This is a genomic window from Chroococcidiopsis sp. CCNUC1 (assembly GCF_023546805.1).
GTDB lineage: Bacteria > Cyanobacteriota > Cyanobacteriia > Cyanobacteriales > Chroococcidiopsidaceae > Chroococcidiopsis > Chroococcidiopsis thermalis.
Genome location: NZ_CP097480.1, coordinates 4206006 through 4224010, shown reverse-complemented (window position 1 = coordinate 4224010; position 18005 = coordinate 4206006). Strand labels below are relative to the sequence as shown.

The 18005-nt window shown below is 39.7% G+C and carries 4 protein-coding genes; all 4 read left to right on the top strand.

Annotated elements, in window-relative coordinates; translation table 11 throughout:
• Positions 1–3 precede the first annotated feature (3 nt).
• From M5J74_RS19555 to M5J74_RS19540, 4 genes are read left to right on the top strand one after another with little or no spacing between them, the layout of a single operon-like run.
• Complete coding sequence (locus M5J74_RS19555) at positions 4–1014, top strand: TauD/TfdA family dioxygenase (RefSeq protein WP_250012832.1); 1011 nt, start codon at positions 4–6, stop codon at positions 1012–1014.
• A 30-nt stretch (positions 1015–1044) separates the two neighbouring features.
• Positions 1045–5604, top strand: coding sequence for a non-ribosomal peptide synthetase (locus tag M5J74_RS19550; RefSeq protein WP_250012830.1), 4560 nt, complete (start codon positions 1045–1047; stop codon positions 5602–5604).
• A gap of 5 nt (positions 5605–5609) precedes the next feature.
• Positions 5610–10208 (top strand): non-ribosomal peptide synthetase, encoded by a 4599-nt coding sequence (locus M5J74_RS19545; protein WP_250012828.1) that lies wholly within the window; start codon positions 5610–5612, stop codon positions 10206–10208.
• A gap of 34 nt (positions 10209–10242) precedes the next feature.
• Positions 10243–17994, top strand: coding sequence for a non-ribosomal peptide synthetase (locus M5J74_RS19540; protein ID WP_250012827.1), 7752 nt, complete (start codon positions 10243–10245; stop codon positions 17992–17994).
• The last annotated feature ends 11 nt before the right edge of the window (positions 17995–18005 follow it).

Below are 18005 nucleotides of genomic sequence, written 5' to 3'. Positions count from 1 at the left end.
AAAATGAATTTAAAAACATTCAAAAGAAAATCAATTACAGTTTCTTCAGAAAACTTGGTTACAACCAATTTCTTAGAATCTACTCAACAACTACCTCTTGTCATTCAACCTGCTGTCGATGGTGTGAATTTAGTCAGTTGGGCTAGCAGTAACCGTGACTGGATAGAAAAACAATTAATTCAATACGGAGGTCTGCTTTTTCGCAATTTTCCGATTAATACTCATAGCGAATTTGCTAATTTTATGCAGGCTGTAGCAGGAGAATTAATCGAATACTCTTATCGTTCAACTCCGCGTAGTCAAGTTGATGGTAAGATATACACATCAACAGAATATCCACCCGATCAATCAATTCCTTTACATAACGAAATGGCCTATTGTCTTAATTGGCCAATGAAAATTGCCTTCTTTTGTGTAAAGGCAGCAGAGCAAGGCGGAGAAACACCAATTGCTGATAGTCGTAAAGTATTTCAACGAATAGATCCAAAAATCAAAGAGCAATTTATTCAGAAAAAGATTATGTATGTCCGTAATTATGGACAAGGGATTGATTTACCTTGGGAAACTGTATTTCAAACTAACGATAAAGCCGAAGTTGAAGCTTATTGTCAATCTACTGGCATTGATTTTACATGGCTAGATGTAAATAAACTTAGAACTCGTCAAGTTTGTCAAGCTGTTGCTACCCATCCTCAGACTGGCGATTTAGTTTGGTTTAATCAAGCACATTTATTTCATATTTCAAGCTTAAAAGCTGAAGTTCGTCAATCTTTACTTGCTGTACTAAATTCTGAAGAATTACCACGAAACTCTTATTATGGAGATGCTTCAGAAATTGAAATATCTGTATTAGAGGAAATTCAAGCAATATATGAGCAAGAAACAGTAACATTCTCTTGGCAAGAAGGAGATATTTTATTATTAGATAATATGCTAGTTGCTCATGGACGTAAGCCATTCACAGGCGCGAGAAAAGTTTTGGTAGGTATGGCACAACCTTATAGCAACAAATAGTTTAAATATAGTAAGTACATTAGAAACATTATGCAAGTATCTATAGAAGGCTTTCAAATTTCACCTCAGCAAAAACGCTTATGGTTATTACAACAAGAAAACAACTATCAGCCATATCGCATTCAGTGTACAGTTTTAGTAGAGGGAAATATTGAATATACAATTTTAGAAAAAGCCATACATAATGTTTGGGCTAAATATGAAATTTTACGTACTAGCTTTCCTACCTTGGCGGAAATGGCAGTTCCTTTACAAGTTATTGGAGAAGCATCTATTAAGAACTATTATGATTGGCATGATTTAGATACAGAAAGCCAACAACTAAATATCGAACGTCTATTTTCAGAAGTTAATAAATTATATTTTGAGTTAGAAAAAGGTTTTACTAGCAAGGTTGATGTAATTAAACAATCCGATCGTCATTGTATTTTACTAATAGCAATATCAGCTATTTGTGCAGATAGAATATCCCCGCACCATCTCGTGCATGATATTAGCGCCACTTATGATGCTTATTTGCAGGAACATGAGTTAGAAGATACACCTTTACAATATGCAGATATTGCTGCTTGGCAAAATGATTTATTAATGGGAGAAGAAGCAGAAACAGCAAAAGATTATTGGCACAATCAAAAAGTGCCTAATTCTCTTATAGGTAAATTACCAGACGAAAAAAAGGTTAACCAAAAACAAATATTTGAACCCAAAGCTATTAACATCAACTTTGATGCTGCTACGACAACTAATATTGTAGCGATCGCACAAAAATACTCTGTTGATATTTCGACAGTTTTGATGGCTTGCTGGGAAGTCCTATTATGGCGTTTGACTAACAAATCTGAACCTGTTTTAGCTTGGTGTTGTGACGGGAGAAATTACGCAGAATTACACTCAGCAGTCGGATTATTAGCTAAATCTTTACCTATTCGTATTCAAGTACAAGAAGAATATATACTTGCTGATATATTAAGACAGTTAGATAAAACAATTAGTGAAGTTTCTCAATGGCAAGACTTTTTGAATCCAGAAGAGTTTTTCGCTGAGACTAAAGATACTCAATCATCATCATTTTTACCCTTTGCCTTTGAATTTGTATCCCAACCCAGTAAATATTTTGCTGGTGACGTAACTTTCTCTATTCAAAAAATATATAGCTGTATTGAACGCTTCAAGGTGAAATTATTATGCTGGCAACAAGCTGATTCACTTGCAGCAGAATTATATTATGATGCTAACTTATTTGAGCAAAAAGACATTGAACGTTTAGCAGCACAGTTTCAGACTTTTTTAAGTAGTGCAATAAACAATCCAGAGACTTCAATTGCTCAACTAGAAATTCTGTCTCCACAAGAACGTCAGCAACTATTAGTCGATAACAATACAAAAACTACTTCTCCATATCAGTGCATTCATCACTGGATTGAAGCACAGGCTAATAGCACACCAAATAATATTGCTGTTGTTTTTGACAATCAACATTTAACATATCAAGAACTAAATGCCAAAGCTAACAACTTAGCTAATCATTTGGCATCATTGGGAGTCCAACCGGAAACTGTAGTTGCACTTTGCATTGAACGTTCTTTGGATATGATAGTTGGTATTCTAGGCATTTTCAAAGCAGGTGCAGCATACTTACCTCTAGAACCTTCTTTACCCGAAGCAGCATTAGCCTTCAGATTGCAGGATGCTCAAGTATCGGTGCTGTTAACTCAAAAGCACCTTGTTGAAAAAATAAATTTCCAAGCGCAGATAATTTGTATTGATGCAAATCTAAGCGTGCCTCAAGATAACATTCTCAAGCCTGCTAGTTCAGAAAACTTGGCTTACGTTATCTACACCTCTGGTTCAACAGGTAAACCCAAAGGTGTTGCAGTTGAACATCGGCAAATAGTCAATTATGTTAACGGTATATTAGAAAAACTCGATTTACCAGATACGGCTAGCTTTGCCACTGTTTCTACCTTCGCCGCAGACTTAGGTAACACAGCAATTTTCTCAGCCTTGTGTACAGGTGGATGCTTGCATATCATTGCAGAGGAACGTGCTACCGATCCAGTTGCATTTGCTGAATATTGCGATCGCTATTCTATAGATTGCCTCAAAATAGTTCCTTCACACCTATCAGCTTTATTATCAGGTTCATATCCCGAAAAACTTCTACCACGTCAGCACCTCATTCTTGGTGGTGAAGCTGCAACCTGGGATTTAATTAAACGGGTACGTGAATTAGCACCACAATGCAAAATTCTTAACCACTACGGTCCAACAGAAACTACCGTTGGTGTACTCACCTATCCTGTAGAAGAAATCTCTACTGATACGTCATCAAATACTGTACCTCTCGGTCGTCCTTTAGCCAATACCCAAATATATTTACTCGATAACTATTGCCAACCTGTCCCCTTGGGTGTAACAGGAGAAATCTATATAGGTGGAGATAATGTAGCTAGAGGATATATAAATCAACCAGAACTAACTAACGAGCGATTTATTCGTAATCCATTCAGTAGTGAACCTGAAGCAAGACTTTATAAAACTGGGGATTTAGGATGCTACAAACCTGATGGTAACTTAGAATTTTTGGGTCGAATGGATGACCAAGTAAAATTACATGGTTATCGCATTGAACTAGGGGAAATTGAAGCTGTACTTTGTCAACATTCACAAGTAAGAGAATTAGTTGTAGTTGCAAAAGAAGCTCATCCAGGGAAAAAGCAGCTTGTAGCTTATATAGTTGGACAAGAAGATTTAAAACCTGCCCAATTGCGCAATTTTATCAAGCAAAAACTGCCTGAATATATGGTGCCTTCACAATTTGTGTTCTTGAAGGCTTTACCACTAACAGCTAATGGTAAAATCGATAAAAAAGCTTTACCAGCAACAAATGCAGTTAAACCAGAATTCCTTGCTGCTTTTGTTGCACCGCATACTCCAGTAGAAATTGCATTAGCCAAAATTTGGGCAGAGCTTCTCAATTTAGAGCAAGTTAGTATTCACGATAACTTCTTTGAATTGGGTGGAGATTCGATTATTAGTATTCAGGCGATCTCTAAAGCAAATCAAGTAGGTTTACGTCTCACTCCTAAGCAAATTTTTGAACATCAAACTATTGCTAAACTTGCATTAGTTGCCGATACTAGTTTAACAACAGAATCAGAACAAGGATTGGTAGTTGGTATTGTACCTCTGACACCAATTCAACATAGCTTTTTTGCTCAAAATTTACCAGAGGCGCATCATTTTAATCAATCGTTGTTGCTAGAATTACAGCAAGATATCGAACCTAACATTTTACAGCAAGCAATACAGTGTTTACTAGCACACCATGACGCACTTCGCTTACGTTTTCGCCCCACAGCTAATGGTTGGGAATCGTTTAATGCTGGTGTTGAAGCTGAAGTACCATTTACTAAATTCGATTTTTCCGAACTACCTCTACAACAAAAAGTGGTTATTGAAGCCAAAGCCACAGAACTACAGGCAAGCTTGGATTTATCAAATGGTTCCATTGTGAGGGTGGCACTATTTGATTTAGGTTCTCAGCAAAATAATCGCTTACTGTTTATCATTCATCATTTAGCTATTGATGGCGTTTCTTGGCGAATTTTATTGTCAGATTTGCAAACAGCTATAGAAAAACTTCAGCAAAATCAAGCAATTCAATTACCAGCCAAAACTACTTCTTTTAAACAATGGAGTGAACGTCTGCAAGAATATGCAAATACAAAGACGCTACACTCACAATTAGATTTCTGGTGTTCTGAGTTGAGAAAACGAGTTTCTCCGTTACCAGTGGACTATGTAGGCGGATTAAATACTGTATCTACAAGTCAAACTTTTTCTGTATTCCTCAATGAAACTGAAACACAAGCACTACTGCAAGAAGTTCCAGCCAAGTACCATACACAAATAAATGATGTTTTGTTAACAGCACTAGCAAGAACCTTTGCAGCATGGACAGGAGAACAAACGCTGTTAGTTAACTTAGAGGGACATGGACGAGAAGACATTTTTGCTGATATTGATTTATCTCGTACAGTCGGTTGGTTTACTACCGTCTTTCCAGTCCTGTTGAATTTAGAAAATAGTGCGATTGGAGATGCTTTAAAAGCAATTAAAGAACAGCTACGTAGTATACCCAATCGAGGTTTTGATTATGGTGTATTGCGTTATCTGTGTAGCAATACTGCTGAAAGTTTAGCTGCTATACCTCAAGCAGAAGTTTGTTTTAACTATTTAGGACAATTTGACCAAGTTTTACAAGAATCTTCTTTATTTAAATTAGCATCAGAATCGAGTCGTACAGAACGTAGTCCTTTAGGAAACCGTCGTCATCTCATAGATATTAGCGGGTTTGTGAGTGGAAGCCGCCTGCAACTGGATTGGACTTATAGCACCAAAATACATAAAGACACTACTGTGTCAAATCTAGCGGATAAATTTGTCCAAGCACTGCGGGAAATTATTAGTCATTGTCAATCAGTTGATGCAGGAGGTTATACCCCTTCTGATTTCTCCAAAGCAAAAGTAAGCCAAAAAGACCTCGACTTTTTACTGGCAAAAATTAACCGAGGGAGTGGGAAGTAAAACATATGAAAGCTGACAATATCCAAGATATTTATGAACTATCACCTTTACAACAAGGAATTCTCTTTCATAGTTTGTATGCTCCCGAATCGGCTGTTTATTTTGTCCAGTTATGTTACTTCCTGAAAGGCAATTTTAATGTTGTAGCTTTTGAACAAGCTTGGCAAGAAGTAGTCAACCGCCACACTATTTTACGCACAGCTTTTTATTGGGAAAATCTAGAAAAACCTTTACAGGTTGTGCATCGGGAAGTCAAAATATCGCTAATACAGTACGATTGGCGAAATCTAAACCCAAATGAGTCGTCGCAGAAATTGCATAATTTTTTGGAGAGCGATCGCACCTGCAATTTCGACTTAACACAACCATGCCCAATGCGGCTGAATTTAATTCGCTGTAACGATGATTCTTATTACTTGGTTTGGAGTAAACATCATCTTATTTTAGATGGTTGGTCAACAGCTTTAGTTTTAAAAGAAGTAGTAGAAATTTACCAATCGTTTTGCCAAGGTAAAAATTTACCTTTAATATTAGATACTTCCTTTGGTGATTATATTGGTTGGTTACAACAACAAGATTTAAACAAAGCAAAGGAATTTTGGCAACAGTCATTACAGGGCTTTACAGCACCCACGCCCTTAATTAATTTAAATAATAAAAACTTATCCAACCAACCAGAGAAATACGATCGGCAAGTAATCAAGCTTTCACAAACAACCACCGCAACGCTAGAATCTTTAGCAAGACAGAATCAACTCACACTCAACACCCTTGTCCAAGGAGCTTATGCTCTACTTTTAAGCCGCTACAGTAGAGAAACAGATGTAGTTTATGGTGTAACAATCTCCGGTCGTCCAGCAGATTTAGCCAAAGCCGAGTCTATAGTGGGGATGTTTATCAATACTCTACCTGTACGAGTCACAATTGATGCTAAAGAATCTTTGTTATCTTGGTTGAGAAAATTACAATCACAACTAGCAGAAATAAGGCAATATGAATATAGCCCACTGGTAGAAGTGCAAGGTTGGAGTGAAGTACCAAGAGGGATGCCTTTATTTGAAAGCATATTAGTATTTGAAAATTACCCAGTAGACAGGATTTTAAAAGAATGGCAAGGGAATTTAGTAGTTCAAAGCATTAGTACTGTCGATCGCACTAACTATCCCTTAACAGTTAGTGTTCTTCCTGGTGAAGAGTTAGAAATTGTTATAGATTATCAGAGCGATCGCTTTGATTTTGCCACCATCCACAGAATGTTAGGACATCTCCAAACATTGTTGCAAGGCATGGTGAGTCATCCTTACAGTGAAATAAAAGATTTATCACTGTTAACAGATACAGAGAAACACCAGCTATTAGTATGGAATAGCAACAAAGTTGATTATCCCCAAAATATTTGCCTTCATCAGCTATTTGAAAACATTGTTAAGCAAACACCTCAGGCGATCGCAGTAGAGTTTGCAGGTAGAAGTCTTACTTATCAACAACTAAATCAGCAAGCTAATAAAGTCGCTCATTATTTACAGAAATTAGGAGTAATACCCGACCAATTAATTGGTATTTGTGTAGAACGCTCATTAGAAATGGCGATCGCACTTTTAGGTATTTTAAAAGCAGGTGGTGCGTATGTACCATTAGACCCAGATCAACCACAGCAACGTTTAGAATTCATGTTGCAGGATGCGGGTTGTAATATCCTACTCACTCAAAAGCGACTGGTTGAAACTATTTCCACCTATGCAGAGAAAGTCATATATTTAGATGCAGATTGGGAATTAATTGCTAACGAAGAAGAGTCTAACCCAACCAGCAACGTACAACCAGAAAATTTAGCCTACCTGATTTACACCTCTGGTTCTACGGGTAAATCAAAAGGGGTAATGATTCAACATAACAACCTTGTTAATGCTTACTATGCTTGGGAAAAAGCTTATCAACTAAGTTCTCAAGTTCGCTGTCATTTACAAATGGCTAGCTTTTCCTTTGATGTCTTTTCTGGAGATTTAATTCGGGCTTTGTGTTCTGGTGGAAAGTTAGTGCTGTGTCCAAGGGAAATACTTCTAGAACCCCAACAACTCTATGAATTGATGCGTCAACACAAAATTGACTGCGCGGAATTTGTACCAGTTGTATTAAGAAACCTTGTGCAGTACCTAGAAAAAAGCCAACAAAAACTCGATTTTATGCGGTTGGTTATCTGTGGTTCTGATAGTTGGTATGGAGCCGAGTATAGTAAATTCCGTGATGTTCTTGGTAAAGAAACACGGTTAATTAACTCTTTTGGTGTAACCGAAGCCACAATCGACAGTTCATATTTTGAACACGCCACAGTAGAGTTACCAGCTCAACAGTTAGTACCAATTGGCACACCTTATGCTAACAGCCAACTTTATATATTAAATGACTATTTACAACCAGTACCAGTAGGCGTTACTGGAGAACTTTACATTGGTGGTGAAGGTTTAGCCAGAGGGTATCACAACCATCCAGAATTAACCACCGAAAGGTTTATTACTAATATTTTCAGCCAAAAACCACAAGAACGGCTTTATAAAACTGGTGACTTAGTTCGCTATCTTCCAGATGGAAACATCGAGTTTTTAGGACGCATTGACAACCAAGTCAAACTTCGCGGTTTTCGGATTGAACTGGGAGAAATTGAGGCAGTCCTGAGTAAATATCCACCCCTCCGAGAAGTTGTGGTTATAGTTAGAGAAGATAACCCTGGTGACAAACGTTTAGTAGCATATATCGTTCCTACTACTGGGAATTTTGACTCAGCAAATAATAGTGAACTGATACCACAGTTACGAAAATACTTGAAAGCAAGTCTACCACAGTATATGGTGCCTTCTGCTTTTGTACTCTTGGAAAAATTACCACTGACACCAAATGGTAAAATAGACCGCAAAGCCCTGCCTATACCAGATGCCGCTAGACCCGAATTACAAACGGTTTTCATCACACCCCGCACTCCAATTGAGGAAACGCTGGTGCAGATATGGACTGAAACCCTACGACTCAAGAAAGTTGGTATTAATGACAATTTTTTTGAGTTAGGTGGAGATTCGATACTGAGTCTGCAAATTATTGCTAAAGCTAAACAAGCTGGGTTGCAGCTAACCCCCAGACAGATATTTGAATATCAGACAATTGCCGATTTAGCTGCTGTAGCAGGTACAATTACAAAAATTGAAACCGAACAAGGTCTTGTTACGGGTTCTTTACCTCTAACTCCTATTCAAAGTTGGTTTTTTGAACAGGTACTTGTTGATTCCCATCACTGGAATCAAGCGGTATTGCTAGAAGTAGATCGAAGTTGTAACCCAATTTTATTAGAGCAGGTTATCTGCCAATTACTGACTCACCACGATGCACTGCGTTTGCGCTTTATGCAAACTGAATCTGGTTGGGAGTCAATTATTGCAGCTCCCGATCGAATATCACCTTTTTCGATTATTGATTTATCAAGCCTATCCCAAAGCGAGCAGAAGCAGGCTATGGAGGCTAAAGCTACTGCTCTACAAGCCAGCTTAAATTTATCAAAAGGTCCATTAGTTCAAGTTGCTTTATTTGTAATGGGGGCAAAACAACCCAACAGATTATTATTGACCGTTCACCATCTCGCCATTGATGGAGTTTCCTGGCGGATTTTGCTAGAAGACCTACAAACTGCTTACCAACAACTCAGCCGAGAGCAAGAGATACAACTACCAGCGAAAACTACTTCGGTAAAACAGTGGGCTGAAAAACTTCAAGAATACGCTAACTCGGAAACTGTAAAAGCAGAAATAAATTATTGGTTGAGTCAGTCTTACCAAAATATTTCTTCTTTGCCTATTGACGATTTAAATGGAGAAAATACTGTAGCTTCAGCTTGTACCATTTCAGTTAGTCTTACCCAGGAAGAAACCGAAGCTTTATTACATGAAGTACCAGCAGCCTATCAAACTCAAATTAATGATATTTTGCTAACTGCTCTTGTGCAGACATTTTATCAATGGACTGGTCATAGTTCACTTTTGATTAATTTGGAAGGTCACGGACGAGAAGACATTTTAGAAAACGTGGATTTATCCCGTACTGTTGGCTGGTTTACTAGTATCTTTCCGGTGGTGTTAGATATCACAGCCACTTTTAGTAATGGAGAAGCATTAAAGACGGTAAAAGAACAATTGCGTAATATTCCTTGTAAAGGTATTAACTATGGTGTATTGCGTTATCTCAGTGAAAAGTCAATTGCTGATGTGCAAACTTTACCCCAAGCAGAGGTAACATTTAACTTCTTAGGTCAGTTTGACCAAGTAATTTCTGAAACCTCTATGTTTCGACCTGCTGCTGAATCTGCTGGAGAAACACAAAGTCCTAGAGGAAGCCGCGACTGTTTACTGGAGGTAGGTGCATTAATTGTTTGTAGTCAACTGCATATAAATTGGACTTATAGCAAAGCATTACATAAACAAACCACGGTTGAAAAGCTGGCTCAAGTATTTATTGAAGCGTTGCGATCGCTCATTGTTCACTGTCAGTCCCCGAAGCTGAGGGTTACACTCCTTCTGATTTTCCCCAGATGCAGTTTAGTCAACAAGAACTGGATCGATTAATGGCAGAACTCGGTTAGCCTTAAGGTAATTAATAATGAATAAGAAAAATATTGAAAATATCTATCCACTTTCACCTATCCAGCAGGGTATGCTCTTTCATACCCTTTCCGCACCAGAATCAGGGGTTTATTTTGTTCAAAGTTGTTATACGTTTACTAAAACTATTGACATTCCAGCTTTTAAACAAGCTTGGCAACAAATCATAAATCAGCATCCAATTTTACGCACGTCTTTTTACTGGAAGCAGCACAAAGAGCCGTTTCAGGTAGTGCATAGATTTGTGGAGTTACCTTGGCAAGAATATGACTGGCAATCCTTGTCAGTTGTTGAGCAGCAAGAAAGCCTAGAAGTCTTCTTGCAAGCAGACCGCCAGAAAGGGTTTGATATTTCTCAGCCACCCCTGATGCGCTTGATTTTAATTCAGCTAGCCCAAGAGACTTACCATTTTATTTGGAGTAGCCACCATTTGCTTTTAGATGGGTGGTCTACAGCTTTAGTGCTTCAGCAAGTTTTTCAGACTTACGAATCACTTTGTCAAGGGCAAGTTTTACCATTACCACGTTCTCGTCCTTATGCAGATTACATTGCTTGGCTGCAACAGCAGAATTTAGATCGAGCTGAAGCATTTTGGCGTAAGGTTCTGAAGGGTTTTACTGCACCCACTCAGTTGAGAATCGGTAGTTTGTCAAATTCAGCTACAGGATCTGGGGAAGAATCAATCAAGCTATCACCAGTAACAACAGTCGCCCTGCAAACATTAGCGCGACAGCACAAGTTGACCTTAAATACTGTTTTACAGGGAGCTTGGGCTATCCTCCTGAGCCGCTATAGCGGTGAAGAAGATGTTGTTTTTGGAGCAACTTCTGCTGGTCGTCCACCTGCATTAGTCGGTTCGGAATCAATGGTGGGGCTGTTTATTAACACTTTACCAGTGCGGGTACAGGTTTCTGGGAATGAGTTGCTGATTCCTTGGCTGCAAAAACTCCAGGCGCAACAATTAGAGGCGCAACAATATGAATATAGCCCTTTAGTACAAGTACAGGGATGGAGTGAAGTTCGTAGAGATTTGCCCCTGTTTGAGAGTATTTTTGTATTTGAAAACTATCCTGTAGACGCTTCGTTAAAAGAATGGGCTACAGAAATGCAGATCCATAATATTCGGTCTGTAGAATCGACAAACTATCCCATCACGTTTTCAGTTGGGGTAAGTACAGAGTTATCGTTAAAGATTTTATATGATTGCAGCAGGTTTGATGTAGCCACCATCAGAGCGATATTAGTCCATCTAAAAACTTTACTGGAGGGTATAGTTGTAAATCCTAGTCGATCGCTCTTTTCACTACCTTTGTTAACAAAAACTGAGCAAAATCAACTTTTAGAATGGAATACCATCACAACTGAGTACCCGCAGGATAAGTGCATTCATCAATTATTTGAGGAACAGGTAGAAAAAACACCAGATGCTGTAGCTGTAGTTTTTGAAGAGCAACATCTCACCTATCGAGAACTAAATCAGCGAGCCAATCAACTAGCACATTACTTGCAAAAATTGGGTATTGAGTCAGAGGCATTAGTGGGAATTTGTGTCGAGCGTTCTTTAGAAATGGTAATTGGCATTTTAGGGATTCTTAAAGCTGGTGGTGCTTATATCCCTCTCGACCCAAGCTACCCCCAACAGCGTTTAGCTTTCATGCTAGAAAACTCCCAAATTCAGGTTTTATTATCCCAGCAGAACTTAGTCGCACAACTAGGGGATTATGCAGCCAAAGTCATCTGTTTAGATACCGATTGGGAAAAAATTGCTCAAGCAAGCCAAGAAAACCCATTAACTGATGTCAGCAGCCATAACTTAGCTTATGTAATTTACACCTCTGGTTCCACTGGTATACCCAAAGGTGTGTTAATTCAGCATTCCAATGTAGTAAGACTGTTAGCAGCTACTCAAGCTTGGTTTGAATTTAATAGTAATGATGTGTGGACTTTATTCCATTCCTACGCATTTGATTTCTCAGTTTGGGAAATTTGGGGTGCGCTGCTTTATGGCGGACGGTTAGTGGTTGTGCCTTATTGGGTCAGTCGCTCTCCAGAAGAGTTTTATAAATTACTCTCCACTCAAGGGGTAACGGTTCTCAACCAAACGCCTTCCGCCTTTTACCAACTGATTCAAGCCGATGCTGTTTTGCAGCAGCACTCATTGAATCTACGGTTTGTTATTTTTGGTGGCGAAGCCTTAGTACTGCAAAGCCTAAAACCCTGGTTTGAGCGACATGGCGATCGCTCACCGCAGCTCGTTAATATGTACGGTATTACCGAAACCACCGTTCACGTCACTTATCGTCGGTTAACCCAAGAAGATGTGATGCAGTCTTTAGGTAGCGTAATTGGTCGTCCGATCCCAGATTTACAGGTGTACCTACTCGACCAAAACCAGCAACTTTTACCTATTGGCGTAGCCGGTGAAATGTATGTTGGTGGTGCTGGAATAGCGCGGGGTTATCTGAACCAACCAGAACTAACTACACAAAGATTTATCTCCAACCCCTTTAGCCGCAAACCAGATGCACGTCTTTACAAAACAGGTGATTTAGCTCGTTATTTACCAAGTGGGGAACTAGAGTACATTGGTCGGATTGATAACCAAGTTAAAATTCGGGGCTTCCGCATTGAACTAGGAGAAATTGAAGCTGCTATCAACCAACACCCATCTGTATCTACGAGTGTGGTTGTCATGCGCCAAGATGAATCCGCAAATCAAATAGTAGCTTATATAACTCTATATCCAGAGCAAATAGTAACAATTGCTCAACTGCGCCGCTTCTTAGAGTCAAAGCTGCCAAACTATATGGTGCCAACAGCTATTGTAGTGTTAGAAGCGTTACCTTTGACACCCAATGGTAAAATAGACAGACGAGCATTGCCAGCACCTAACCTAACACAGCTAACATCTGAATCTAATTTTGTAGCTCCTGCCACACCAGTAGAAGAAATGCTCGCTGGAGTTTGGGCGAAGGTACTGGGTTTAGAAAAGGTAGGTGTAAACGATAACTTCTTTGATTTGGGCGGACATTCCCTTCTAGCAACTCGTGTTATATCCCAGATCCGGCAAGTATTTGAGGTAGAGATACCAATACGTCGCTTGTTTGAATTGCCAACACTAAGCGAGTTAGCTAAAGAAATTCAAACAGCAATTAACGCCGACAAAAGATTAGAGTTACCACCGATCGAGCGCATTGAGCGATCGCCAGAATTACCCTTATCCTTTGCCCAACAGCGATTATGGTTTCTTAGCCAGTTAGAGCCGGATAGCCCTTTTTACAATATTCCTGCTGCTGTGCGCCTAGAAGGACAGTTAAATCTCGCAGCACTAGAACAGAGTTTTAATGAAATTCTCCGCCGTCACGAAGTTTTGCGAACCAATTTTCGGACAGTCGAAGGGCAAGCCATAGCAGTCGTTTCACCGACAACACCAGGGTTATTATCAGTAATTGACCTGAGCGAATTACCGCCAGATCGACGAGAAACCAAGGTCAGACAACTAGCCCTAGCAGAGGCGCAGCAGCCGTTTAACCTAGAGGCTGACACTCTGCTACGAGTGAAATTACTCCGCTTGAGCGAACAGGAATACGTCACACTATTGACCATGCATCACATTGTCTCTGATGGTTGGTCAATAGATGTGCTAGTGCGTGAGGTAGCAATACTTTATCAAGCTTTTTGTGAGGGGCAACCTTCGCCTTTACCCGAACTCGAAATTCAGTATGCAGACTTCACAGCTTGGCAGAAACAATGGCTTGAGGGAGAAGTACTAGAATCCCAGCTTGCTTACTGGCTAAAACAGCTAGATGGTGCGCCAGCCGTACTAGAGTTAGCAACTGACTATCCGCGACCGACTATTCAATCCTCCCGTGGTGCAAAATATTCTTTCTGTTTGTCTCCTGAGCAATCTCTGGCGTTAAAATCTTTGAGCCAGCAACAGGGAAGCACTTTGTTCATGACCTTACTGACAGCTTTTAAGACACTGCTACACCGCTACACCGGAAGCAATGATATTGTCATAGGTTCTCCCATCGCTAATCGTAACCACAGCCAGATAGAAGGTTTAATTGGTTTCTTTGCCAATACCCTGGTGTTGCGGACTAATCTTGAAGGCAATCCCAGTTTTCAAGAGTTGCTGCATCGGGTTAAAGAAGTAGCTTTAGGAGCTTATACCCACCAAGATACGCCTTTTGAACTGCTAGTGGAAAAAATACAGCCACAGCGAGACTTAAGCCATACACCCCTATTCCAGGTGATGTTTGTGCTTCAAAATGCACAAAACTCAGAGGTAGAGTTACCTGGTTTGACTTTAAGTACTCTCGAAAGTGACAGCGGTACTGCGAAGTTCGATTTGACACTAAACATGAGAGAGACAGAGGAGGGACTAGTAGGAACTATAGAGTACAGTATCGATTTATTTGAGCCGCAAACTATACAAAGGATGGCAGGGCATTTACAGATGTTACTAGGTGGTATCATTGCTAATCCAGAACAACAGCTTTCTGAATTACCCCTGTTAACAGCAGATGAGCAACACCAATTATTAGTAGGCTGGAATCAAACTCAGGTTGAATATCCCCAAGACAAGTGCATCCATCAACTATTTGAAGCACAGGTAGAACGCACGCCAGATGCAGTTGCAGTAGTATTTGAAAATGAGCAACTTACCTATCACCAACTAAATCAGCGAGCTAACCAAGTAGCACATTACTTGCAAAAACTGGGAGTTGGGACAGAGGTACTGGTGGGGATTTGTGTAGAGCGTTCCATAGAAACGATCGTCGGGCTATTGGGAATTCTCAAGGCAGGCGGGGCATATCTACCACTAGATCCAAATTACCCTCAAGAGCGTTTAGCTTTCATGCTCCAAGATGCTCAAGTAAAAATACTACTGACTCAAGCACATCTATTAGAGACATTACCTCCTCATCAAGCCAAAACAATTTGTATTGATAGAGACTGGCAAATTATCAAGAATGAAAGCAGAGAAAATATTAATACTCTAGTTTCATCAATTAATAATGCCTACATTCTTTATACATCTGGCTCAACTGGTCAACCAAAAGCAGTGGTCATCGATCGTCAAAACGTTATTGGCTTAATATATTGGGCGAAAGAAATATTTAGCTACCAAGACCTATCTGGTGTTTTAGCATCAACCTCTATCTGTTTTGATTTATCAGTATTTGAAATATTTGTGCCTCTAAGCTGGGGTGGTAAAGTAATTGTTACAGAAAATCTGTTGCATTTGCACTCTTCAGTTGCTGCTCAAGAAGTAACTTTAATTAATACTGTTCCATCCGCGATCGCTGAATTACTTAGAATTGATGGTATACTCGCTTGTGTACGTACCATTAATTTAGCAGGTGAAGCTTTGCCTCAAAAAGTGGTGCAACAGTTGTATCAAAAAACTTCTGTACAAAACGTCTTTAATCTTTATGGTCCTACGGAAGATACGACCTATTCTACATTTTCTCTTGTTAACGCAGAAGATGATTTAATTACTATTGGTCGCCCAATTGCTAACACTCAAATTTATATATTGGATAGTCAGTTAAAACTATCACCAATTGGTATACCTGGTGAAGTATACATTTTTAGTACTGGTCTTGCACGAGGCTATCTTAACCGCCCAACGCTAACAGCAGAAAAATTCATTCCCAACCCATTTAGTCATAAACCAGGTGCGCGTCTGTACAAAACTGGCGACTTAGCCCGTTACCTACCTGACGGTAATATAGAGTTCCTTAGACGTATTGACCACCAAGTTAAAATTCGCGGATTCCGAATTGAACTAGGAGAAATTGAAGCGGTACTTAGCCAACATCCAGCAGTACAAGCATCTGTGGTTATTGCTGAAGAACAGCGAATAGTTGCTTATTGGGTGGCGAAACAACAACCTGCACCTGCAATTAGTGAATTGCGTCACTTTCTCGGTCAGAATTTGCCCCAGTATATGATTCCGGCTACATTCGTGCAGTTACCAGCTTTACCACTGACACCAAATGGCAAAGTAGATAGAAAAGCATTGCCAGCACCAGATGACGTTAGACCAGAATTAGATAAACAGTTTATAGCTCCGCGTACCCCGATAGAAGCTAAACTAGCTCAAATCTGGGCAGAAGTTCTGCGTGTAGAACAAGTGGGGATTGAAGACAACTTCTTTGAACTAGGTGGAGATTCAATTTTAACTATTCAGATAGTTGCTAAAGCTAACCAAGCAGGTTTAAGGCTGACTGCAAAACAGTTATTTCAGTACCAAAATATTGCTGAATTAGCTACCGTCTGTCTGACTACTGACGAGACTACTCAAGCCGAGCAAGGGATTGTTACAGGTTTAGTACCTCTGACACCCATCCAGCAATGGTTTTTCCGTCGAAATTTACCAGAGTTACACCATTACAACCAAGCTGTTTTATTAGAAATTCAACCAGCGATCGCTCCAGATGTGTTAAGGCAGAGTATACAGCATTTATACATCCACCACGATGCTCTGCGGCTACGGTTTGAGCAACCTAATTCTGGCTGGGAGCAGGTAATAGCACCACCTGAAAAAGAAGTAACGTTGGCACGATTCGATTTTTCTACACTATCAGCAGCAGAACAACAGCCAGCTATCGAAGCAGCGGCTACCAAATTACAGGCAAGTTTCGATTTGTCCAGTGGAGTTTTAATTCAAGTAGCGTTGTTTGATTTGGGTAGTCATCAGCCAAGCCGTTTATTGATTATCATCCATCACTTAGCTGTAGATGGGGTTTCTTGGCGAATTTTGCTGGAGGACTTACAAACAGTTTATGAGCAGCTAAGTCAAGGCAAAACTGTTAAGTTACCAGCGAAAACTACTTCCTTTAAACAGTGGTCATACGATCTACAGGAGTATGCCAAATCAGAAGCCTTAGCGCAAGAACAGCATTACTGGTTAGCTTTGTCTCAAAAAGAAATTTTCGCTCTGCCAGTAGATGATCTCAATGGAGAAAACACAGAAGCTTCTAAAGAGATCGTATCAATAGAGCTAAATGCCGAAGAAACTCAAGCACTCTTAAAAGAAGTGCCGCAAGCTTATAACACTCAAATTAATGATGTGTTGCTCACGGCACTGGGGCAAACTTTTGCTAGTTGGACTGGGAATCAATCTCTATTAGTAGAGTTAGAAGGTCACGGACGGGAAGAAATTTTCGACAATGTAGATTTATCTCGTACCGTCGGCTGGTTTACAAGTATCTTTCCAGTCCACATCAATTTAGAAGCAGCTTTAGATCCAGGGACAGCTTTAAAGATAGTCAAAGAAGAACTGCGGAGTATTCCCAATCGAGGTATTGGTTATGGTGTACTGCGCTATTTAAGTCGCGATCGACAAATAACAGAATCGCTCAATAGTACCTCCAAAGCTGAAGTGCTTTTTAATTACTTGGGTCAGTTTGACCAGACATTTTCTCAGTCTTCTTCGTTTAAGTTTGCTCGAGAATCTAGCGGATTAGCTCTGAGCCAGCACGGTCAAAGGAGCCATCTATTAGAAATCAACGCTTTAATAACTAACAGCAAGCTAAGAGTGAATTGGGCTTATAGCAAAAATATTCATCGTCAAACTACAGTCAAGTTTATAGCCGAAAAGTTTAAAGAAGTGCTGTGTGAACTCATTGCTCATTGTCTATCTCCAGAGGCTGGGGGTTATACTCCTTCAGATTTTCCTGATGTAATGCTTGATGAAAATCAATTAGAAAAAGTTCTTGCACAAATGGGTTTGGATTAGGAGGAAAATGC

Excerpts from the sequence above, each read along its gene's own strand:
- M5J74_RS19545 (WP_250012828.1), top strand. The coding sequence starts at position 5,610 with ATGAAAGCTGACAATATCCAAGATATTTATGAACTATCACCTTTACAA.
- M5J74_RS19540 (WP_250012827.1), top strand. The coding sequence starts at position 10,243 with ATGAATAAGAAAAATATTGAAAATATCTATCCACTTTCACCTATCCAG.
- M5J74_RS19550 (WP_250012830.1), top strand. The coding sequence starts at position 1,045 with ATGCAAGTATCTATAGAAGGCTTTCAAATTTCACCTCAGCAAAAACGC.
- M5J74_RS19555 (WP_250012832.1), top strand. The coding sequence starts at position 4 with ATGAATTTAAAAACATTCAAAAGAAAATCAATTACAGTTTCTTCAGAA.